At 67.5% G+C, this 20,478-nt stretch carries 25 protein-coding genes; 9 read left to right on the top strand and 16 right to left on the bottom strand.

Annotated features, from left to right (window positions below; genetic code table 11):
* Nucleotides 1–142: 142 nt before the first annotated feature.
* The 4 genes from MF607_RS10495 to MF607_RS10480 are packed head-to-tail and all read right to left on the bottom strand — an operon-like array spanning nucleotide 143 to nucleotide 2,911.
* Nucleotides 143–1,021, bottom strand: coding sequence for an alpha/beta fold hydrolase (locus MF607_RS10495; protein WP_242118344.1), 879 nt, complete (start codon nucleotides 1,019–1,021; stop codon nucleotides 143–145).
* Complete coding sequence (locus MF607_RS10490; protein WP_242118342.1) at nucleotides 1,018–1,920, bottom strand: pirin family protein; 903 nt, start codon at nucleotides 1,918–1,920, stop codon at nucleotides 1,018–1,020. Before MF607_RS10490 ends, MF607_RS10495 begins: the two co-directional genes overlap by 4 nt.
* A complete protein-coding gene (locus tag MF607_RS10485; RefSeq protein ID WP_242118340.1) occupies nucleotides 1,920–2,624 on the bottom strand; it encodes a glutathione S-transferase in 705 nt (234 codons plus the stop codon). Before MF607_RS10485 ends, MF607_RS10490 begins: the two co-directional genes overlap by 1 nt.
* On the bottom strand, nucleotides 2,621–2,911 hold the full coding sequence (locus MF607_RS10480) for a BolA family protein (protein WP_242118338.1): 291 nt from the start codon (nucleotides 2,909–2,911) through the stop codon (nucleotides 2,621–2,623). The genes MF607_RS10485 and MF607_RS10480 overlap by 4 nt, the downstream gene beginning before the upstream one ends.
* Nucleotides 2,912–2,947: 36 nt before the next feature.
* Between MF607_RS10480 and MF607_RS10475 the strand changes: the two genes are divergently transcribed.
* Complete coding sequence (locus MF607_RS10475) at nucleotides 2,948–3,562, top strand: J domain-containing protein (RefSeq protein WP_242118336.1); 615 nt, start codon at nucleotides 2,948–2,950, stop codon at nucleotides 3,560–3,562.
* Between the two features lie 168 nt (nucleotides 3,563–3,730).
* On the opposite strand, the gene MF607_RS22930 is transcribed toward MF607_RS10475, so the two are convergent.
* Genes MF607_RS22930 through MF607_RS10445 form a run of 4 tightly spaced genes read right to left on the bottom strand, consistent with a single transcriptional unit; the run spans nucleotide 3,731 to nucleotide 6,574 of the window.
* The gene (locus tag MF607_RS22930; RefSeq protein WP_347340880.1) at nucleotides 3,731–4,666 is read right to left on the bottom strand and encodes a VOC family protein; all 936 of its coding nucleotides are present in this window, start codon (nucleotides 4,664–4,666) and stop codon (nucleotides 3,731–3,733) included.
* Nucleotides 4,663–5,430: a VOC family protein gene (locus tag MF607_RS10460; RefSeq protein WP_242118332.1), complete on the bottom strand. Its 768-nt coding sequence runs from the start codon at nucleotides 5,428–5,430 to the stop codon at nucleotides 4,663–4,665. The genes MF607_RS22930 and MF607_RS10460 overlap by 4 nt, the downstream gene beginning before the upstream one ends.
* Entirely contained in the window at nucleotides 5,427–6,152 is a 726-nt protein-coding gene (locus MF607_RS22925) for a DUF1428 domain-containing protein (RefSeq protein WP_347340879.1), read from the bottom strand. Before MF607_RS22925 ends, MF607_RS10460 begins: the two co-directional genes overlap by 4 nt.
* A complete protein-coding gene (locus MF607_RS10445; protein WP_242118330.1) occupies nucleotides 6,149–6,574 on the bottom strand; it encodes a VOC family protein in 426 nt (141 codons plus the stop codon). The genes MF607_RS22925 and MF607_RS10445 overlap by 4 nt, the downstream gene beginning before the upstream one ends.
* A gap of 70 nt (nucleotides 6,575–6,644) precedes the next feature.
* Here MF607_RS10445 and MF607_RS10440 point away from each other — a divergent pair, with 70 nt between their 5' ends.
* The 4 genes from MF607_RS10440 (at nucleotide 6,645) to MF607_RS10425 (ending at nucleotide 9,293) form a co-directional block, all read left to right on the top strand.
* Nucleotides 6,645–7,313 carry a winged helix-turn-helix transcriptional regulator gene (locus MF607_RS10440; RefSeq protein WP_242118327.1) on the top strand — a complete coding sequence of 223 codons (669 nt, stop codon included), beginning with the start codon at nucleotides 6,645–6,647 and terminating at the stop codon, nucleotides 7,311–7,313.
* A gap of 60 nt (nucleotides 7,314–7,373) precedes the next feature.
* Complete coding sequence (cobS, locus tag MF607_RS10435; RefSeq protein WP_242118325.1) at nucleotides 7,374–8,372, top strand: cobaltochelatase subunit CobS; 999 nt, start codon at nucleotides 7,374–7,376, stop codon at nucleotides 8,370–8,372.
* 118 nt (nucleotides 8,373–8,490) lie between these two features.
* Nucleotides 8,491–8,874, top strand: a complete 384-nt coding sequence (locus MF607_RS10430; protein ID WP_242118323.1) for an acyl-CoA thioesterase — start codon at nucleotides 8,491–8,493, stop codon at nucleotides 8,872–8,874.
* Nucleotides 8,875–8,999: 125 nt separating this feature from the next.
* Nucleotides 9,000–9,293: a hypothetical protein gene (locus MF607_RS10425; protein ID WP_242118322.1), complete on the top strand. Its 294-nt coding sequence runs from the start codon at nucleotides 9,000–9,002 to the stop codon at nucleotides 9,291–9,293.
* Nucleotides 9,294–9,360: 67 nt separating this feature from the next.
* Here MF607_RS10425 and MF607_RS10420 read toward each other — a convergent pair whose 3' ends face one another.
* Together MF607_RS10420 and MF607_RS10415 are read right to left on the bottom strand one after the other, a co-directional pair.
* The gene (locus MF607_RS10420; RefSeq protein ID WP_242118320.1) at nucleotides 9,361–10,002 is read right to left on the bottom strand and encodes a GNAT family N-acetyltransferase; all 642 of its coding nucleotides are present in this window, start codon (nucleotides 10,000–10,002) and stop codon (nucleotides 9,361–9,363) included.
* Nucleotides 9,999–11,822, bottom strand: coding sequence for an AcrB/AcrD/AcrF family protein (locus MF607_RS10415; RefSeq protein ID WP_242118318.1), 1,824 nt, complete (start codon nucleotides 11,820–11,822; stop codon nucleotides 9,999–10,001). Before MF607_RS10415 ends, MF607_RS10420 begins: the two co-directional genes overlap by 4 nt.
* A 94-nt stretch (nucleotides 11,823–11,916) precedes the next feature.
* On the opposite strand from MF607_RS10415, the gene MF607_RS10410 reads away from it, so the two are divergent.
* Entirely contained in the window at nucleotides 11,917–12,348 is a 432-nt protein-coding gene (locus tag MF607_RS10410; RefSeq protein ID WP_242118315.1) for a GtrA family protein, read from the top strand.
* A 1-nt stretch (nucleotide 12,349) separates the two neighbouring features.
* Entirely contained in the window at nucleotides 12,350–13,072 is a 723-nt protein-coding gene (locus MF607_RS10405; RefSeq protein ID WP_242118313.1) for a class I SAM-dependent methyltransferase, read from the top strand.
* A 47-nt stretch (nucleotides 13,073–13,119) separates the two neighbouring features.
* Here the strand turns inward: MF607_RS10405 and MF607_RS10400 are convergent, their stop codons facing one another.
* Genes MF607_RS10400 through MF607_RS10390 form a run of 3 tightly spaced genes read right to left on the bottom strand, consistent with a single transcriptional unit; the run spans nucleotide 13,120 to nucleotide 15,455 of the window.
* Nucleotides 13,120–13,296 carry a hypothetical protein gene (locus MF607_RS10400; RefSeq protein WP_242118311.1) on the bottom strand — a complete coding sequence of 59 codons (177 nt, stop codon included), beginning with the start codon at nucleotides 13,294–13,296 and terminating at the stop codon, nucleotides 13,120–13,122.
* 24 nt (nucleotides 13,297–13,320) lie between these two features.
* Nucleotides 13,321–14,538 (bottom strand): ABC transporter permease, encoded by a 1,218-nt coding sequence (locus MF607_RS10395; protein WP_242118308.1) that lies wholly within the window; start codon nucleotides 14,536–14,538, stop codon nucleotides 13,321–13,323.
* Nucleotides 14,535–15,455 (bottom strand): ABC transporter ATP-binding protein, encoded by a 921-nt coding sequence (locus MF607_RS10390; protein ID WP_242118306.1) that lies wholly within the window; start codon nucleotides 15,453–15,455, stop codon nucleotides 14,535–14,537. The genes MF607_RS10395 and MF607_RS10390 overlap by 4 nt, the downstream gene beginning before the upstream one ends.
* Nucleotides 15,456–15,513: 58 nt before the next feature.
* On the opposite strand from MF607_RS10390, the gene queG reads away from it, so the two are divergent.
* On the top strand, nucleotides 15,514–16,578 hold the full coding sequence (queG, locus tag MF607_RS10385) for a tRNA epoxyqueuosine(34) reductase QueG (RefSeq protein ID WP_431311926.1): 1,065 nt from the start codon (nucleotides 15,514–15,516) through the stop codon (nucleotides 16,576–16,578).
* A gap of 1 nt (nucleotide 16,579) precedes the next feature.
* Here queG and MF607_RS10380 read toward each other — a convergent pair whose 3' ends face one another.
* From MF607_RS10380 to MF607_RS10370, 3 genes are all read right to left on the bottom strand, one after another.
* Entirely contained in the window at nucleotides 16,580–18,007 is a 1,428-nt protein-coding gene (locus MF607_RS10380; RefSeq protein WP_242118303.1) for a GGDEF domain-containing protein, read from the bottom strand.
* Between the two features lie 45 nt (nucleotides 18,008–18,052).
* Nucleotides 18,053–18,715: a peptidoglycan-binding protein gene (locus MF607_RS10375; protein ID WP_242118301.1), complete on the bottom strand. Its 663-nt coding sequence runs from the start codon at nucleotides 18,713–18,715 to the stop codon at nucleotides 18,053–18,055.
* Nucleotides 18,716–18,777: 62 nt separating this feature from the next.
* On the bottom strand, nucleotides 18,778–19,125 hold the full coding sequence (locus MF607_RS10370; protein ID WP_242118297.1) for a hypothetical protein: 348 nt from the start codon (nucleotides 19,123–19,125) through the stop codon (nucleotides 18,778–18,780).
* 95 nt (nucleotides 19,126–19,220) lie between these two features.
* Here MF607_RS10370 and MF607_RS10365 point away from each other — a divergent pair, with 95 nt between their 5' ends.
* Nucleotides 19,221–20,237 carry a glycosyltransferase family 2 protein gene (locus MF607_RS10365; RefSeq protein WP_242118295.1) on the top strand — a complete coding sequence of 339 codons (1,017 nt, stop codon included), beginning with the start codon at nucleotides 19,221–19,223 and terminating at the stop codon, nucleotides 20,235–20,237.
* The last annotated feature ends 241 nt before the right edge of the window (nucleotides 20,238–20,478 follow it).

Raw genomic sequence — 20,478 nt, 5'->3', positions numbered from 1 at the left:
CGTTTGCTTCGAGCGGAGGTTCGATCCTGTCGAGAAGCGTAGTCGAGAAGGGGTGCCCCACGCGGGCGGGTACTCGACAGACGCTTCTCGACTTCGCTCAGCCCCTACTCAGCATGAACGGTGGAGAGCCATCTTTGGCGGGTCAGGATAGCCACCCCCGTATCGCCGCATTCACCGCATCCGGTGCCTCCCATGGTACGAAATGCCCCGCATCGACCTTCACTACCGTCAGGTCGGGCACTACGGCGTCCAGCCCTTCGATCTGTACCGGTAACAGCGCCTTGTCGCGCGTGCCCCAGATCACCAGCGTCGGTTGGGTCACGGGCGGAAACGGTGCGTCGATCCAGGCCGGGCGTTCAGGCGTTTCGCCGGGTGCGGGAACGACGATCGCCGAGGCGCGGTACCAGTTGAGCATCGCTGTCATCGCGCCCGGCTGCGACCATTCGTCGAGATAGGCGGCCTTGTCCGCGCCGGCGATGGTACGCGTCACCAGCTTCGCGAAGCCGGTCGCGAAGAAATGTTCGAGGCCGGCACCGATCAGCCCGCGATCGATCGACGTGTCGCGGAAGCGGGTGATGTACTGGCTGGCGGCGCGCTGGTCGGGATCGTCGAACAGCGAACGCTGGAAGATCCGCGGATGCGGTGCGTTGAGGATGACGAGGCGGTCGATCCGGTCGGGGTGCCTGAGCGCCGCCATCCATGCGATCGCGCCGCCCCAGTCATGGCCGACCAGCGTGAAGCGCCCGACGCCCAGCGCATCGGCGAGCGCGATCAGGTCGGCGACGATGCGATCGGGGGCATAATCGGCGACCGCCTTCGGCTTGTCCGACCGGACATAGCCGCGCTGGTCGGGCGCGATCACGAAATGGTCACGCGCGAAGTCGGGCAGTTGATGCCGCCACGTCCGGTGCGATTCGGGAAAGCCGTGGAGGAAGATCATCGCCGGCGCGGCCGGATCGCCCGCGACGGCGACGTCGAGCGACACGCCGGTCGACAGTGCGATACGATGCAGTTCGGTCATGGATAGCTGACCGTCTTGGGGATTTCGGGGATGGGAATGAATTCCTCGGCATCGTCGGGGACCTTGGGGAAGTTGCCGGCTTTCCAGTCGGCCTTGGCCTGATCGATGCGGTCGCGGCGCGAGGAGACGAAATTCCACCAGACATGGCGCGGCGTCGTGAACGCCTCCCCCCCGCACAGCATGACGCGCGCGCCGCCCAACGAACGCAGCGTGGCGGCGATGCCGGGGCGCAGGACGTAGAGTGTCATCGGTTCGAGCGCAACGCCGTCCAGCGCCGCGTCGCCATGGGTCAGGTACAGCGCGCGTTCGTCGGCACCGGCATCGATCGGGATCGACCCGCTCGATTCGAGGATGATGTCGGCATAGATGGTCGCGGCGTACTGGGTGGTCGGGGCCGAGACGCCCCAGAGGTCGCCCATCACGACGCGCGCGGTCGCGCCGCTGCCGCTGACGATCGGCAGGCGGGTCGCTTCGACATGTTCGAAGGCGGGATCGATCTCTTCGCGATCCTCGGGCATCGCCAGCCATGTCTGGATGCCCGACAGCAGCGGGCCGCCGGCGCGTTCGTCGTCCGGCGATCGTTCGGAATGGACGATGCCGTGGCCGGCGGTCATCAGATTGACCGCCCCGGGCTCGATCCGGGCGAAGGTGCCGAGCGAATCGCGGTGATCGATCGCGCCGCCGAACAGATAGGTGACGGTCGACAGGTTGATGTGCGGATGCGGGCGCACGTCGATGCCCTGACCGGGGTCGAGTTCTGCCGGGCCCATCTGGTCGAAGAAGATGAACGGGCCGACCATCGTCCGCGTCCTGGTCGGCAGGGTGCGATGGACCTTGAACCCGCCCAGATCATGGGTGATTGGCTGGATCGTCTGCAGAAAGAAGCGGTCGTTTTCCATCAATCGGCATCCAGTTCGGGATAGTGGCGGAAAATTCCGTCTTCATTGAAAGGGATACGCCGGTCGCTGGCAAGATAGTCGGCAATGCCGGGCAGGGTGGCGACGGCGTCGTGGATCGCGATCAGGCGCGGCAGACCGGGTTCCAGAGCCGCCATCCGTCTGGGAAAGGCGTAGCGCAGCCCTTCGACCAGCTGGAACAGCGAGGTGTCGACATAGGTCCAGCGATGATCGATCGCCCAGGGGTCGCTGTTTTCGTCCAGCAGCGCTTCGAAATAGGTCAGGAATTTGGGCAGGCGTTCGTCCCGGAACTGCGTGGCGGCGCGGGCGGCCTCGGGCTTCTGCGCGTCATAATAATCGCCGGTGCCGACCGGGTGATGGACATTATGCACCTCGGCGACGAGGTCGGCGATGGTCAGTTGCCATTGATTGGCCCATTGCCGGTCGCGGATGCTCGACATGCTCAGGCCATGGCGCTCGCCCAGATATTGCAGGATGTTGGCGACCTGCGCGATGACCATGTTGTCGAGCGACAGGAAGGGCGGGGCGAAGGGCGGGCGCGGGTGCCGTTCCAGCATCGCCAGCATTGCTTCGACGCCATCCTCGCGCGCGCGGTCGCGATAGGCGATGCCCGCGCCCTCCATCGCCAGTCGAACGAATTCGCCGCGGCCCTGTATCGTCGGCCAGTACCAGAGGTCGTAGCTCAATCGTGGTCTCCCGGCGCGCGGGCGCGAATCGCCAGCGCATGGATGCGGGTGGCCAACAGGTCGGCGAGCGCCCGGTTAACCATCCGTTGCCGCCCAACGCGCGACTGGCCGATAAAGCCATCGGCGACGATCTCGACGGAAAAATGGGTCTCGCCGGTGCCGTCGTCGCCCATATGGCCGGCATGGTGGTGGCTGTCGTTGGTCACGACCAGATGGGTCGGAGACAGGGCGTCGCGCAGCCGCTGGGCGATCAGATCGGCGAGCGGCATGGTGGTGGTGTCGGTCATCCGCCCTATATAACCGGTTTTGCCAAAGGGAGTCGCGTGGCGCGCGAGAAGATCAGCAAGGATCGCCCCAATGCCCGCTTCCATGGGCGGGTCGAGGCGAATGGCCGGCCGTGCGAAGTGCCGGGATGCGACGAAGCGGGCGAATTCCGTGCGCCGCCGGTCGAGGGCGCGCCGCAGGGGGGCGAACGGCCGAGCGCCTATCGCTGGTTCTGCCTCGACCACATCCGCGCGTTCAATGCCGGCTATAATTACTTCGCCGGGATGACCGCCGAGGAAATCCACGACGCGCAGCGACCCTATGCCGGCTGGGACCGCGAGACGCGCGCCTTTGCGCGCGCGGGGGGTGATCCGGGACCGGCCTGGGCCGATTTCGCCGATCCGCTCGACGCGATCGGGGTGAAATTCCGCGACGCGCGGGTGAACCGCGCCGAGCGCAAGGACGGCCGCCCGCTCAGTCCGGCCGACCGGTCGGCGCTGAAGGTCATGGGGCTGGAGATCGATGTCGACCGGACGGGATTGCGCCAGCGTTATTCGGAACTGGTGCGGCGCTATCATCCCGACCGCAACGGCGGCGACCGGCGGCACGAGGCGGCGTTGCAGAAGGTGATCGCGGCCTATCAGCAGTTGAAGGGGGCGGCGGCGTTTGCGTGAGTCCTCCCCGCTTTCTGTAGTCCGTTTGCTTCGAGCGCAGGTTCGAGCCTGTCGAGAACCGTAGTCGAGAAGGCGGTGCCCCAAACGGGGAGTTCTCGACAGACGCTTCTCGACTTCGCTCGAAGCTGCTCGAACCGAACGGGTGGCTGAAGGATGAGGTAGGAACCGTCACGCAAAATTGACCGCCACCGCCTCCAGCTGCTGCGCGACCATCCCCCAGCCGCCTTCGAAGCCCATTTCGGCATGCATCTTCGCGGTCTCTTCGTCCCAGTGGCGGGCGGCGGCGCGGTAGTGGGTCGCGTCGCCATCGGCTTCGAAGGTGAATATGCCGACGAACGCCAGCCGCTGCGGCTGCGGTATCCAGCCGGGGGCGAAGGCTTTGGTGAAGACGATGCGCTCGTAAGGGACCGCGTCGAGGATCACGCCCTCGCCGGTCATTTCCTCGCCGCCCGGGCCGCGCATCGTCGTCGCGAAGCGGCCGCCCGGCGTCAGGTCGAGCGCAAGCAGCTCGGTGGTCCAGGGGCGCGGCGCCCACCATTTGGGGAGGTTCTCGGTCCATGCCCGCCACACCGCGTCGACGGGGGCGGCGATGCGGCGTTCGATCGCCAGTTCATGTTCGGTCATTGCTTCTCTCCGTTGCGCGCCGCCTCGATAGCCGCAACGTCGATCTTCTGCATCGTCATCATCGCCTGCATGACCCGCGCGGCCACCGCCGGATCGGGATCGGCCATGCCCGCCATCAGCGCGCGGCGTCACCTGCCACGACAGGCCGAAACGGTCCTGGCACCAGCCGCAGTCACGGGCGCGTCCGCCATCGGCGACGATCGCGTTCCAGTAGCGGTCGGTCTCCGCCTGATCGTCGGTCAGCACCTGGAACGAGATCGCGTCCGAAAAGGGCGTGGGCGGGCCGTGGTTCAGCGCGAAACAGGGCTGGCCGAGCAGGGTGAATTCGACGACCAGCGGGTCGCCCGCCCTGCCGCCGGGAAAGTCGGCAGCGGCCGGGTGGATCGCCCCGACCGTGCTGTCCGGAAAGGTCGCGGCGTAGAAGCGTGCCGCTTCCTCCGCCCGGCCGTTGACGACGAGGCACAGTTGCAGCTTGCTCATCGGCGCGGTCCGACGAGGCCGAAGCGCGCACCTTGCGGATCGGTGGCGACGATCGAATAGCTGCCGCCGGGGATCTGGTCCGGCCCCTGCAGGATCGTGCCGCCGCCCCCCGTGATCCGGTCGGCAGCATGGTCGATATCGGCGACATGGGTGGAATATTGCCAGCCGGGCTTGCCGCCGGGCACCATGCCCATCGCCGCGCCGATCGCGACGTCGCCGTTCAGCAGGAACTTGTAGTCGCCGAACGATCCCATCGGCATCGACCCTTCCTGTCGCCAGCCGAACCGGTCGACATAGAAGGCGATGGCACCGTCGGGGTCGGCCGCCATCAGCTGGTTCCAGACGAAATGGCCGGGCGTCGCCTGGTCGGCGGGCTGGAAGACGGTGCTGGTTTCGTCGCTCTCGCTGCGCATCAGATAGAGCGCCGCGCCCTGCGGGTCGGTCAGCATCGCGATGCGGCCGACGCCGGGGATGGTGGTGGGCGGCATGTGCTGCGTGCCGCCATGCGTGACGTAATCGGCGGTGGCGGCATCGACATCGTCGACCGCGACATAGCCGAGCCACACCGGCGCGGGCATGCCCGGCGGCATCGCCATCAGCCCGCCGATCATCGCGTCGTCAGGGGCGACGAACAGGCGATAGTCCATGCCGGGCATGCCTGAATCCTGTACCTGCCACCCGACGACGTCGGTGTAGAAGCGCGCTGCCGCGTCCACGTCGCTGGTCAGCAATTCATACCAGATGAAGTCGCCCTGCCGGTTCATGCGCCTGCTCCCATGCGCTGGTCGAAGATCGGGGTGAAACCGCCATAGACCATGCGCCTGCCATCGCAGGGCATTTCGCGATCGGCCATGCGCGGATCGGCCATCACCGCCTGCCACCCGGCGTCGCGCGCGTCCTTCGACGGCCATTCGATCCACGAATAACAGGCGATCTCGCCCGGTTGCAGGTCGACGGCGCGGGCATAGTCGGTGTGCTTGCCCGGCGGCACGTCGTCGCCCCAGCCCTCCACGACGCGCAACGCGCCGTGATCGCGAAACACCTGCGCCGATTCGGCCGAGAAGGCGAGATAGGCGGCGCGGTCCTCGCTGCGGACCGGAGTCAGGCAGCCATCGACATAGCCCGGCGTCGCGTCGTCGCCGCTGACCATCACGGCGTCGAACCCGCCATAGATCATGCGCTTGCCGTCGAACGGCATGCCGAGCGCTTCCATCCGCGGATCGGCCATCATCGCCGCGCCCGCCGCGTCGCGGGTCGTGCGGTCGGGATATTCGATCCAGCTGAACAGCACGTCCTCGTTGTCGGTCAGGGCGACCGATCGGGCGAAGTCGGTGTGCTTGCCCGCCGGCACGTCGTCGCCCCGGCATTCGACCAGCCGCGTCGCGCCAAGATCGGCGAAGATCGCCGCCGCCTGCGCGACATGGGCTTCATAGGCGGCGCGGCTGGCGCGCGGGACGGGGGTCACGAAACCGTCGATATAGGTCATGCGCCGGCTCCTTCATGGGCGGCAGCGGCGGCGGCCATGTCCATGGTGAACGGCCCCCAGCCATGGCCGTCGAGATCCTCGAACGCGCGGCTGTACATATAACCTTCGTCCTCGGGATCGTGGAGCTCGCGTCCGCCCGCCGCCAGCGCGGCGTCGGTAATCGCGTCGACGGCGGCGCGATCGTCGAACGACAGCGCCAGCAGCACGCCGCTTTCGGTCCGCGCATCGATGATCCGCTTTGGTGTGAAGGTCGCGTAGAAATCGCGGTCGAGCAGCATGACGTGGATGCTTTCCGACCACGTCATTCCCGATCCGCGATCGTTCGAGAAACGCTCGTCCTTCACGAAGCCGATCGCTTCGTAAAATCGTGTCGCGGCAGGCACATCGGCCACCGCGAGGTTCACGAAAATCATCTTCGACATGGCACCCTCTCCCCGGCCCTCTCGAATCGCTGTTTGTCTTGGGTGCGCCCTTGGGTTACAAACTGCAACTATGGAGTTAGAAAAAGTAACCAAGGCCGATCGGCGACGCTATGACGATGCATGCGGCGCGGCATTGGGTATGGAATATGTCGGCGAGCGCTGGGCGCTGCTGCTGATGCGCGAATTGCTGCTGGGGCCGCGCCGCTTTGGCGAATTGCGCGCCGGTCTGCCGGGGATCAGCGCCAATGTACTGACGCAGCGGCTGGCGGGACTCGAGGCGGTGGGGATCGTCCATCGCCACCGCCTGCCGCCGCCCGCCAATGTGCAGGTCTATGAACTGACGCGCTGGGGCTATGAGAGCGAGGACGTCGTGCTGGCGCTGGCGAAATGGGCGCTGCGGTCGCCGACGCATGATCCGACGCTGCCCTTCTCCGCCGTGTCGCTGATGCTGTCGCTGAAGATGCTGCTGGTGGCGGAGCGGGCGGGGGAGTGGCAGGCGCGGGTGGCGTTCCGGTTCGGCGACGATGGCTATGTCGCGACGCTGGCCGATGGCGCGCTGCAGGTCCGGCGGGGACAGGGGGTGGTCGATGCGACGCTGTCGGGCGCGCCGTCGGCGTTCCTGCCGGTCGTGTATGGCGGACGGCCGCTGGCGACGGTGGCGGCGATCGCGGTCGAGGGGAACCGGGCGATTGCCGAACGGTTCACGTCGCTGTTCCGATTGCCGCCGAAGGTTGAGTAGGCGGCCCGCTTCGTCCTAAAGGACCGCGGGCGCTCCCCTGTGCCCACGCGAAAGGCCCGCATGACTACCGATACCCTGCCCGAAGCTGCCGCGACCACGATCCTGAGCGCACCCGACCGGATGGTGAAGGTGCGCGAGATGTTCGGCATCGACAGCGATCTCGAAGTTCCCGCTTTCTCGGTCGCCGACGAACGCGTGCCCGATGCCGATCCGGCCTATGTGTTCGATCCCGACACGACGCTGGCGATCCTTGCGGGCTTTGCGCACAATCGGCGGGTGATGGTGCAGGGCTATCACGGCACCGGCAAGTCGACGCATATCGAACAGGTCGCAGCAAGGCTGAACTGGCCGTGCATCCGCATCAACCTCGACGCGCATATCAGCCGCATCGACCTGATCGGGCGCGACGCGATCGTGCTGAAGGACGGGCAGCAGATCACCGAGTTCCGCGAAGGGTTGCTGCCCTGGGCGCTCCAGACGCCGACCGCGCTGGTGTTCGACGAATATGACGCCGGCCGCCCCGACGTGATGTTCGTGATCCAGCGCGTGCTGGAGACCGAGGGCAAGCTGACGCTGCTCGACCAGAATCGCGTGATCCGGCCCAATCCGTATTTCCGGCTGTTCGCGACGGCGAATACCGTGGGTCTGGGCGATACGTCGGGCCTGTATCACGGTACGCAGCAGATCAATCAGGGGCAGATGGACCGGTGGAACATCGTCGTCACGCTGAACTACCTGCCCGCCGCCACCGAGGCGCGGATCGTGCTCGCCAAGTCGGGCGAATATGACAAGGTCGGCGGCAAGGACACGGTCGAGAAGATGGTGCGCGTCGCCGACATGACGCGGCGGGGATTCGTCAACGGCGATATCTCGACGGTCATGAGCCCGCGGACGGTGATTACCTGGGCACAGAATGCGCTGATCTTCGGCGATGTCGGTTTCGCGTTCCGCCTGTCGTTCCTGAACAAGTGCGACGAGGCCGAGCGGGCATTGGTCGCCGAATATTATCAGCGGGTGTTCGGCAAGGACCTGCCCGAAAGCGTGGTGGCGAAGGCGTAGCGCCGGCGCCGGGAGACGGGCGTCGATGGACGGGCAACCGGCCGGACGGTCGCCCGTTGCCATTCGCTTCGGCGCGACCCGCATTGACTCGCATGTCAGCAGCGCCCACGCTCTGACAATGGGACATCAGCATCCGCTTGCCGTCGCGCCGGGCGACATCGACCATATGGGGCACGTCAACAATGCCGTGTACCTGTCATGGGTCCAGGATGCGGTCGTCGCCTATTGGGAACGTGTGGCACCCGCCGAGGCGGTGGCCAAGCACCTGTGGGTCGCGCTGCGCCATGAGATCACCTATCGGCGGCCCGCTTTCTTGGACGACACGATCGTCGCGACGGTCGTCGCCGAACGGGTCGAGGGCGTACGCGCCTATTTCTCGACGCTGATCCAGCGCGGCGAAGAGGTGCTGGCCGAGGTGCAGAGCACCTGGTGCTCGCTCGACGCGGGGACGAAGCGACCGGCGCGGCTGGCCCGCGATGTGGTGAATCGCTTTTTACCCTAATTCCGATTTCGTTTTCTGCAATTGCGGTAAAAACCTGTGCAGTTGCGATATTGCGCTGCACCATGCACAACTCTGGCAACGAAACGACGCACGAGCGTCACCCCTCAACCAGCCGGAGAAACACCATGCGCAGCTTTGCCGCCGCCGCCGCTTTTCGTGTCGCCCTCGTCGCCGCGGGCATGCTGATCCCGACCCTCGCTTCGGCGAGCGAGATCGAGCGTGACGGCTACAAGTTCGACTATACCCGCAGCGTCGCCGACAATGGCGCGACCGTGCTGTCGGGCACCGTCGTCACCAGCGGCGAGCCGTTCCGCCTCGAAGTGCGCGACCGCACCGTGTCGGGCGAAGTCGGCGGCCGTCCGGTCCGCTTCCGCATCGCCAAGCCGCTGACCCCGGCGCAGCAGGTCGCTGCCCGCTAAGCGACAGGGCCTTATCGGTCTGAGGCGCCCGTCCCCGGCAAGGGGGCGGGCGCTTCGCGTTTGGGGATCAGTCGTCGAAGGGGCGAATCACTTCCCATTGACCGAGTGAGCCGAACCCCGCCGACCGTGCGAGCGCAACCGATGCACGATTGTCGGTCTGGCAACGATATTGCGGTTCATATCCGGCCGTGACGGCGTGGTCTGCGATTGCGGCAATGACTGCGCGGGCATGGCCGCGCCCGCGCGCGTCGGGAAGGGTTAGCACGCCGAGATCGGCAAGCGGACTCTCCGGCCATGGCACCATGCTGGCGGCGCAGACCAGCCGGTCGCCGTCGAAACTGCCGAACACCGCAGCGTGATCGAATTCGACCCATGCATCGTCGCGGTCCTGCGGTGATGCCGATCGATAGAATCGGTCGAAAGCGTCCCGGTCGGCTTCGGTCACACGGCGCACGAGCACGATCCCGGATGCAGCGAGTCGCGTGCGAAGGTCCGGAAGCGAGATGCTTCCGGCATCGAGCAGCTGCGCCCGTTCGGCAAGTGATGGTTGGAGTGCCACCGACACGGTGCCGTCGTCGCGGGTGAGAATCATCGCGGCCCGCGCCGTATCGAGCGAGCCATTGATCGCAAGCGACACCGCGCCAGCGACGAACGCTTCCCTTCCGCCGAAAAGGTGCTGCCAATAGGCGATGACGCGCGGCGGGATCACCGATACTCGATCCGCCACAGCCGGAGCGGCGACCCCTTGGGCAGCGGCACCGGGGTCAGCCAGTCGGGCACCTTGTTATGCGCGAGCAGGTCGTAGAAACCGCCGGGCGATCGGGCGCGATAGACGGTGGTTTCCGCCATGTTGGGGCAGGTCAGCAAATAGGTCGCGCCATGGCGGCGGGCGATGGTGCGGAAATTGTCGGGATCGCCCTGAAACGCATGGTGCACGTCGAGGATCGCGTCGCCATTGCGATGATAGGGGCCGGTGATGCCGTCATGATGCGTCGCGACGATCAGGCGGGGGCCAAGATCGACATGGGTGAACATCACCGCCGCCGGGATCCGGTTCAGTGCCTGTAGCGCGGGCAGGCTGGCGCAGCGGGCGCCGGCGCGCAGGATCACCTTGGTGCGCGCGTCCTGCGGCTTGATGCGGACATGGCTGGTCAGGCCGCTGTCGGGCAGCATCGACAGCAGCTTGCCCACCTGATCCACGAACAGGTTGCCGAGCACGAGCAGCGAGACCAGCGCCGCCGTGCCGAGCACCCGCACCACCGCGCTCTTGCGCGACAGCAGCCACGGCACGACGATCCATGCCAGCGCCACCGTACCGGGGATCGCCAGCAGTTGGGCGGCGGGGCCGGAGCGGATCTGCCAGAACAGCATCGCCACGGCGAAGGTCGTGAACAGCGTGACCACCGCCCAGCCGACGAAATCGGCCGAACGCCGCGCGCGCCACGTCGCGAAGATCGCGCCCAGCAGACCGATGATCGGCCCGGTGACGATCAGCAAGATGGTCCGCCCCGGCATGGTGTAGAGTGGTTTCGCCTCGCGGACATTGTTGAGCCAGGTGCGCGCCAGTTCCTCCGACACGCCCTCGGGCCGCCCGAGGCATTGCGGGAACAGCGTCGCGAAGGCACCGGCCAACGCACCGCCCGCAATCAGCGTCAGCACGAGGCGCACGCTCCACGCCTTCGGTCCGATCCGCGCGATCAGCACCAGCAGCGCACCGCCCGCGACCACCGCCGACAGCCAGACCGGGGTCAGCGCGTCGCAGCGCATCGCGTAATTGGCGTTGGAGGCGAAGGCGACGAAGCCGATCGCGCTCGCGCCGGCCAGCGTCGCGCCATAGACGGTGAGCCGCCGCGCCTCCGCCCGGTCCCACACCCAGCGCAAGGCGACGATCGCCCCGGCCATCGCGCAATAGGGGAGAAGCTCGAGGCCGATGGTCAGCGAGGCGGCCGAGGACAGGCCGACGACCATCCCGCCGCGCGCCTGTTTGCGATCGGCGATGCCGGCGACGGTCCAGGCGAGGCAGGCGAGCTGCCAGCCATGATGGTCGATGCGTTCGGGCATGAACATCAACAGCGTCGACGAACAGCCGAGCAGGAACAGCACCGCGAGCGGCCATGCGACCGGCGACACCAGCCGCCGCACCGTCACCGACAGGGCGATCAGCGCGACCCCCATCGGCAACAGCGGCGCGATGCCGACCGCCAGCCGCTCCGCCCAGACCGGTCCGGCAAAGGGTTTGAGCAACAGGATCAATCCGGCGATCGGCAGGTCGACCAGCCGCGACCAGTGGATATCGAGCCCGCCCGGCGGGTTCAGCCGGTACTGGCGCAGATCATACCAGCCTTGCCCGCCCAGCCATGCGCGGACCTGCATCAGCCGCATATTGTCGTCGGTGTCGGACAGGGCCAGCCAGTGGACCGCGTTCCAGCGTTGCCACAGGAACCATGCCGCCAGCACGACCCAGGCGAGCAACAGCCAGCGCAGCCAGTGCCGGTCGAGTTCGTGGGCGAAGGAGGGATGCCTGGTCAAAACTACTTTCCCCCGCGCGCCGCGCAATCTACGGCGGCTGTCCAGCCATGGTGGCAAAGGCGGCGCTGTATCGGATGGCGCGCAAAGGACAAGGGTGGGCACGCGGGTGATCGCGCGGATCGAACGACTGATACCCGACGGGGTGCTGGGCCAATTGATCCGGTTCGGCATCGTCGGCGGATTGTCGACGGTGATCTATGCGATCGTGTACCTGCCGCTGGTCACCTATGTGCTGCCGACCGGCTATGCGTTCGTTGCGGTCGTGCCGGCCTTCGTCGTCGCTGCCGCGTTCGGCTGGGTCGCGCATGGCCGGTGGAGCTTTCGCGACCATGGCACGCGCTCGGAAGGGGCGGAACAGCCGGTCAAGTTCCTGCTGGTGCAGGGTTTCGGCATGGTGCTGAACGCGCTGTTCACCTTCGGGCTGGTCGATCTGGCGGGCATGGCGGACTGGGTGCCGCTGGTCCCCGCCGTGCTGGTCACCCCCTTCGCCACCTTCGCGCTCAATCGTTCATGGGTATTCGGATAAGATGGACCGCATCGTTTACGACCGCATGGCGGCGCACGACTCGACGCATTGGTGGTATCGCGCGCGGCGCGAGATCCTCGCCGATTATGTCGCACGCTATGCGGGATTGAAGCCGGGTGCGCGCATCCTCGAAATCGGGTGCGGCACGGGCCACAACCTGCCGATGCTGGCCGGGTTCGGCACGGTCGACGCGATCGAGATCGATCCGGCGGCGCGCGAGATCGCCAGCGAGCGGCTGGGCAAGCCGGTCGGCACCGCGCCGCTGCCGACGCTCGCCGGGGTCAGCGCGCACTATGACATGATCGCGGTGCTCGACGTGGTCGAGCATATCGAGGACGACGTCGCGACGTTCCGCGGCATGGCCGACCGGCTGGCCCCGGGCGGCAAGATCCTCGTCACCGTACCCGCGCATCAATGGATGTGGAGCGCGCATGACGTGGTGAACCACCACCATCGCCGCTATTCGAAGGCGACGCTAGCCAAGGCGATCGCCGATGCCGGCCTGAAGCATGAAGGCCTGCGCTATTTCAACTCACTGCTGTTTCCGGCTGCGGTGGCGGCGCGTGTCGCGGGCAAGCTGACCGGCAAGGACGACAGCGACGATTCGCCCCCGCCCAAGGCGCTGAATACCGCGTTCGAGACGATCTTCCGGCTGGAGCGGCATCTGCTCGGGCGCATTCCGATGCCGCCGGGGCTGTCGATCGTGACGCTGGTGACGAAGTAGGGTCGACGCTTCCACCGGTCGGTTGCGCCCGGCGACGAGCAAACGGATCAGGGACGGCGGCGCAGCAGACGCGGAACGCCCCAGAAGATCAGCCCGGCGCACAATCCAGCAACCAGCGCTCCGGCTTCGCGCGGGGCAATAACGACGTGCCAGTGGTCGAGCAGCGACAATAGCAGGTAGTAAGCGACGCCGGTCAGGACGCCGCACAACAACATCATCCGCATGGTGACCGCCCGGTGTAGTCCATTCTACCCCCGCCGGAACCACCGGAACTTCGGACCCGCCGACTGCAACACCCCGCGCCGGAACAGCCGCGCGCCGATCACGATCGTCAGCGCGACCCACAGCAGCTGCCATGCCAGCGCGACGAGATGCGGCCACCATTCGCCGCTGGTCGCGGCGCGGGCGGCCATGGCGAAGGGGCTGCTGAACGGGAAGATTTCGGCGGCGAGCGCGACCCAGCTGCCCGGGCGGCCGATCGCGGCCAGCGCAAAGCCGAACATCGCCATCTGGAAAATGGTGATCGGCAGCGACAGCATCTGGATTTCGCGCGGCGTGGCCGCCTGTGCGCCGACGGTCAGGAACACCGCGCCGAGCAGCATATAGGCCATGGTGAAATACAGGATGTAGAGCAGGACGAAGCCCGGAATGCCGATCGCCGGGGCAATGCCCGACAGCCCTTCGGCAAAGTCGGGCGGCAACAGCGCACCGATATTGATGCCGACCGCCGCCCAGAAGGCGAGGAACAGCACCGCCACCCCGAACATGCCGAGCAGCTTGCCTAGGAATACCGATTCGAGCGGCACCGCGGCGGCCAGCACCTCGATCACCTTGTTCGATCGTTCTTCCGCCATCGTGCCCACCGCCTGTCCGGCAAGCATCAGCGTGACGACGAACAGCGACACGACCGCGAAGAAGCCGGCCGCGCTCTTGCCGCCGAGCGAGGTGCTGCTGCGCTCGACGCGGGCGAAGGTCGGTCGCGACAGCCGGCCGGCGCCGAGGTTCGCCCGGCTGTCACGCAGCGCCTGTTCGGCGAGCGCCGCCAGATAGCGCGCGGTGGTCGACTGGGGGTTGGCGTGGATCAGTTGCGGCCGGTCGAGGGGGCCATACAGGACCGCCGGCACGTCGATATCGGGATTGGACAAGAGCGTGCGCGCCTGCGTCGCCGGGTCGGCGGCGGGCGCGACGGTGACCAATGTCGGCAGCCCGCGCTCGCGCGACACCGCCGGGCGGATCAGCGCATCGGCGGCGCGCAGCCGGGCGGCGTCGGCCGGCGCGGCGATGGCATAGATGCGTTCCTTGCCCTCCGCGCTCTGCCCGACGCTCTGCGCGCCCAGCGATCCGACCGCACCGAAACTGCCGAACAGCAGCGGGGCGAGCAGGAACAGCAGGAACATCGGCGTCATCACCGTGGCGATGAAGTCGCGCCGGGCGATGGTCAGCGTCTGGCGGATCAAGCGGCTCATGCTGCCTTCTCCGCATCGGCTTCGCCGACGATCCGCACGAACGCGTCGTGCAGCCCAGGCCGTTCGATCGACAGCCCCGATATGCCGTAGCCCGCGTCGATCAGTCGCACCAATATCCCCTCAATCCCCGCAGGCGGCAGCGTGAAGCGCCAGCCGCCGCGTTCCTCCTGCGCATCGCCCGGCAACAGCGCGGCGATGCCGGGGGCGGGGTCGCGCGGGACATAATGCGCCTTCATCGGCAGCAGCGCACGGGCATCGTCGACCGTCCCTTCGAACCGGCGCTTGCCGCCGGCGATGATGCAGAGCCGGTCGCACAGCCGCTCGGCATGGGCCATGACATGGGTCGAGAACAGGATCGTCGCCCCGCGGTCGCGCTCGGCGCGGATCAGCGCCTCCAGCCGTTCCTGATTGACCGGGTCGAGGCCCGAAAAGGGTTCGTCGAGCACGAGAAATTCGGGCTGGTGCACGACCGATCCCAGCAGCTGGACGAATTGGGCCATGCCCTTGGACAATTTACGGATCTTGCTGTCGACCGCGTGGCCGAGCCCCGCCTGTTCGAGCATCACCGCCGCGCGCTTGCGCCCGACCGACCAGTCGAGGCCACGCAGTGCGCCCATGAAGGCGATCGCCTCGCGTGCCTTCATGCCGGGATACAGGCCGCGTTCCTCGGGCAGATAGCCGACCCGGTCCGACGCGTCGCGCGGGGCCGATCGGCCGAGCAGGCGGCGATGGCCTTCGTCGGGTTCGATGATGCCGAGCAGCATGCGCAGCGTCGTCGTCTTGCCCGCGCCATTGGGGCCGAGCACGCCGTACACCGCGCCATACGGTACCTGCAGATCGATCCCGTCGACGACGCGCCGATCGCCGAAGCGCTTGACCAGTCCGTCCGCGCTGAGCGCCCAATTTTCGTCCTGCAAGCAACATCCCCCACACGTCGCCCTTTAGCGCGCGTCGGTTAGAGGGTAGCGGGGGGAGGTGACCCGAGACAAGGCCCCGCCAGGCGATATCGTCGAGCGTATTCGCGCCAAGGCCGCCGAATGCGGCTTCGTCGCGTGCGGCATCGCCCGCGCCGATGCCGCGCCGCGTACCGCCGAACGGCTGCGGCAGTGGCTGGACGAAGGGCGGCACGGGTCGATGATCTGGATGGAGGAGCGGAGCGAACAGCGCGGATCGCCCGCCGCGCTGTGGAGCGAGGTGAAGTCGGTGATCGCGCTGGGCATGAGCTATGCCCCCGCCGTCGATCCGCTGGCGCTGGCCGGGGCGGGCGATCGCGGTCGTATCTCGGTCTATGCGCAGGGCAGCGATTATCACGATGTGGTCAAGAAGGCGCTGAAGACGCTCGGCCGCTGGCTGGCGCAGGAATCGGGCTGCGACCTGAAGGTGTTCGTCGATACCGCGCCGGTGATGGAAAAGCCGCTGTCCGAAGCGGCGGGCCTCGGCTGGCAGGGCAAGCACACCAATCTCGTCAGCCGCGACCATGGCAGCTGGCTGTTCCTCGGCGCGATCTACACCACGCTCGACCTGACGCCCGATCCGGCGGCGCGCGACCGGTGCGGGTCGTGCGACGCGTGCCAGCGGGCGTGCCCGACCGATGCGTTCCCTACGCCCTACCGGCTGGATGCGCGGCGCTGCATCTCGTACCTGACGATCGAACATGCCGGGCCGATCCCGGTCGAGTTCCGGGCGGGTATCGGCAACCGCATCTATGGCTGCGACGATTGTCTGGCGGTGTGCCCGTGGAACAAGTTCGCCGATGCCGCCGCCGCCAATCGTGCCTTTGCCGGGCGGGCGGAATTCGCCGCCCCCCGGCTGGCCGACCTGATCGCGCTCGACGATGCCGCGTTTCGCGAGGTGTTCCGCGGATCGCCGATCAAGCGGATCGGGCGCAACCGGATGGTGCGCAACGCCCTGATCGCGGCGGGGAATAGCGGCGATGCGGCGCTGGTCGGTCCGGTGCGCGCCGCCTGTGCCGACCCCGATGCGGTCGTGCGCGAGGCGGCGGAATGGGCGTTGGCGCGGCTCGAGGGAAACTCCGGTTGAGCTAGGCCGCGCGGGCGGCCTCGGGCGTGTCGAGCCATTCGATGCGGTTCCGCCCGCTGCGCTTGGCCTGGTACATCGCCTCGTCGAGGCGGCGGAGCAGCGGGGCGGTGTCGGTCGGCATGCGGGTGAGGTGACAGGCGCCGATGCTGGCGGTGGCGTGGATCGTGGCACCGTGCCAGTCGACCCGCTGCGTGGCGATCGCATCGCGCAGGCGTTCGGCGACGCGATGGGCGGTGGTGCGGTCTGGGGCGGACAGGAGCAGCGCGAACTCTTCCCCGCCCAGTCTTCCGCACAGCTCGCCGGGACCGCACACGCCGCGCAGGGTGTCGGCGACCGCGCGCAGCACCGCGTCGCCCGCCGCATGGCCGTGGCGGTCGTTGATCGCCTTGAAATGATCGAGATCGAGCCACAGCAGCGCAAGCCCGCCCCCCGGCGGCAGCCGCCGCAGCAGCCGTTTCTCCAACCGCTGTTCGAACGCGCGCCGGTTGAGCAGGCCGGTCAGCCCGTCATGTTCGGCGGCCTCGCGCAACTGGCGCAGCAGCGCGTTCTGCACCGCCATCACGCTGCTGATCGTCAGCGGCACGAGGACGAGGAACGCGACCGCGATCCGCACCGACAGCACCAGTCGCGGGATGGCCATGTCCTGTCCGATCGCGACCATTCCCAGACCGATGGTGACGAGGCAGCCGGTGCCGAGCAGCATGGTCAGAACGGCGGTGATCGCGACCGGATAGGTAAGCGCGCACAGCAGCAGCGCCGGCATCGGGAACATGATGCTGCCCGGTCCGTCAAACTGTACCGCCGCGACGCACGACAGCGCCAGTGCCAGTGCCGGCCAGAGCGGCGGTTCGGCGATGGCGGGCGGCTGGGCATCTGGGTGGCGCAGCGTCAGCAGCACCGGCAGGACGACGAGATAGTTGACCAGCTCGCTTGCCGGCCAGGTCAGCATCGTCTGTGCGGCCGATCCATGAAATTCGACGACGACCAGGACCGCGCCGATCAGCGCGGCGACCAGACAGCCGGGGATCAAGCAGGCAAGAATCCGCAGTACCGAATGGGCGCGTTCGAGCCGCAGGTCGGCCGGGTCGAGCCGGCGCAGGGCGATCGTCGCGGTCAGCGTGCCGGCGGTATTGGCGAGCGCGAAGAAGGCGGACAGGTCGAGATCGCGGTCGAACATCAGATCGGCGGCGAGGAAGCCGACGAACGCGCCCACCCAGCCCGACCGCCGGAACAGCGATGGTTTCCGCAGCATGATCCCGACCAGCATCGCGTTGGCGGGCCAGAAGGCGACCGAAAAGGCGTGACGGCTGAACAATCCGATCACCGCCCCGGCCGCCACCACCACCGCGACCAGCAGGAAGCCGCGCAGCATCGCCACGCCTGCGACGGCGCGGGTCGAAATTGATGGTGGCGGGGCGGAGGACGACATGGCCGGCGAGGGTAAGGCCGGGGAGTGAAGAATCGGTAACGCGGATTAGGTCAGCCCGCTCTCGCGCCGCACGGCGGCCAGTTCGGCGTTGCGCCGCCCCTGAAGATGCGCCCAGTCGCGGAACGTCCAGTCGCCGCCCCAGATCAGCCCCTCGGCCTTGCCCGCGGCACCCAGCGCGCGGAAGAAGATGTGGCATTCGGGTTCGGTCCAGTACCAGCGATCATCGACCAGATCGGCGGCCCAGGCAGCGGGCAGGCCGTCGGGCGTCTGTGCATTGTGGAAACTGAAGCCGACCTGCGTCACCCCTTCGCGCAGCAACCGCCGCTGCACCGCGACCGATCGCCAGCCATAGACGATGGTCGGCCGCAGGTCGTCGCGTCGCAGTTTCGCGATCACGCGGGCGATGCGGCTGCGGAAGCGCGGGTGAAGGCTGGCGAGCTTGCGCTCCTGCGGCCAGTTGCGGCTGTCGCCGTCCCATGTCGCGGGAGCAGCGGACAGGCGGGCGATCGTCCGCCCGCCGGGATCGATCCGGCCATCGGCGTCGATCCCGAACCGGTCCTGCGCGATGCGGATCGCCGCAGTCAGGCGCGGCCCGGCAAGTCCGTCGACCGCGCCGGGATCAATGCCGATCCGCAGCAACAGCCACTGCACCGTGCGCACATCCTCTGCGCGGTTGATGCCGTCCTCGCCGACGCTTGCCCCGATCATCGTGTCGTTTCCCCGTTGCCGCGGTCCGGGGTGGCAAGCGAAATCCTACATCGCAAGCCCGATCATCTGGGCCGTGCCCGTGCCGCGTCGACCTGTCCGCGCAACGCCAGCGTGCGGTCGACGAGCGCCGGGGCGTTCATCGCGATCGGGCCGCCCTGTCGGTACTGGCGGTTAAGGCGATCGATGACCGCACTCTGGGCCAGCAACGTCCGTGCCTCCGCCCGGGTCAGGTCGCCGCGCCGCCGCCCGTCGCGGATCGAGCGGTTGATGTCGCCCAGATCGCTTGCAACCAGCGAGGTCGCCGGCGGGATCGCCGGTACCTCGCGCAACGCGGAGCGCCCACCGTCCCAGATTTGCGCGGACGCAGGCGTGGCAAGGGTGAGCAGCAAGACGGGAAGGGCGGCACGCATCGGCATTGCTCCATCGACGCCTGATCCTAACCGGGATGCGGCACCGGTGCCATCCGGCTTTTCCAACCGCGTCGCATGGAGTAACGCAGCCGCCCATGATCCGTCCCGCGCTCTCCGTCGTCGTTCCCTGCTATAACGAGGCCGCCTGTCTCGACACGCTGCACGCCCGCATCTCGGCGGCGGCGCGGACGGTGGTCGGCGACGATCACGAGATCGTGCTGGTCAATGACGGATCGCGCGACCAGAGCTGGGCGGTGATGGAACGGCTCGCCGCCGCCGATCCGCGGCTGGTGGCGATCAACCTGTCGCGCAATCACGGGCACCAACTGGCGCTGACCGCCGGGCTGGACCTGTGCGCGGGCGAACGTATCCTGATCATCGACGCCGATCTGCAGGACCCGCCCGAATTGCTCGGGCCGATGCTGGAGACGATGGCCGCCGAGGGCGCCGACGTGGTCTATGCCGTGCGGCGTCGGCGCGAGGGCGAGACCTTTTTCAAGAAGCTGACCGCCGCCGGCTTCTACCGCGTGCTCGACCGGGTGACCGATACGCCGATCCCGCTCGACACCGGCGATTTCCGGTTGATGACGCGGCGGGCGCTGGATGCGTTCCTCAGCCTGCCCGAACAGGCGCGCTTCATTCGCGGCATGGTGGCGTGGGTCGGGTTCCGGCAGGTGCCGTTCCCCTATGATCGCGACGAACGGCTGGCGGGCGAGAGCAAATATCCGCTGGGCAAGATGATCCGCTTCGCATTGGACGCGGTGACCGGCTTCTCGACCGCGCCGCTGCGCCTCGCCAGCCATATGGGGCTGGTGCTGACCGCGCTGTCGCTGCTGCTGTTCGCCTATATCGCGATCGGCTGGCTGTCGGGCAGCGCGGTGCAGGGCTGGACATCGACGATGCTGGTCGTCGTGTTCCTCGGCGCGGTGCAGATGTTCGTGCTGGGGATGATCGGCGAATATCTCGGGCGGCTATACGTCGAATCGAAGCGGCGGCCGCTCTATCTGGTCGCCGATGTCGCCGGGCCGGTGAAGGGGCGGGCGAGCCTTGGCTACCGGGCGGGGGATCACAACGAGGTCACGGTCGCGCCGGTGTTGCCGGAGCAGCAGTAGGTCGGTTCACGCGAAGGCGCGAAGGCGCGGAGAGGAAGAGATTTGGTTCGCGCAAAGGCGCAAAGGACGCAAAGGGGTCGCGTTTAGGGCAAGGGTCTTGCCGCGCAAGCGGCTCTGTTTTGGGCAGAAGGCATAAAGGGCTTCGCCGGACAGATTCCCGCCGCAGCAACCGCAACCCCATTGCGTCCTTTGCGCCTTTGCGCCTTTGCGCGAAATCTACTTTCTTCTCTGCACCTATGCG

The sequence above is a fragment of the Sphingomonas lacusdianchii genome (genome assembly GCF_022664395.1).
In the GTDB taxonomy this organism is placed as follows: Bacteria; Pseudomonadota; Alphaproteobacteria; order Sphingomonadales; family Sphingomonadaceae; genus Sphingomonas; species Sphingomonas lacusdianchii.
This window is presented reverse-complemented; position numbering and strand designations above follow the sequence as displayed.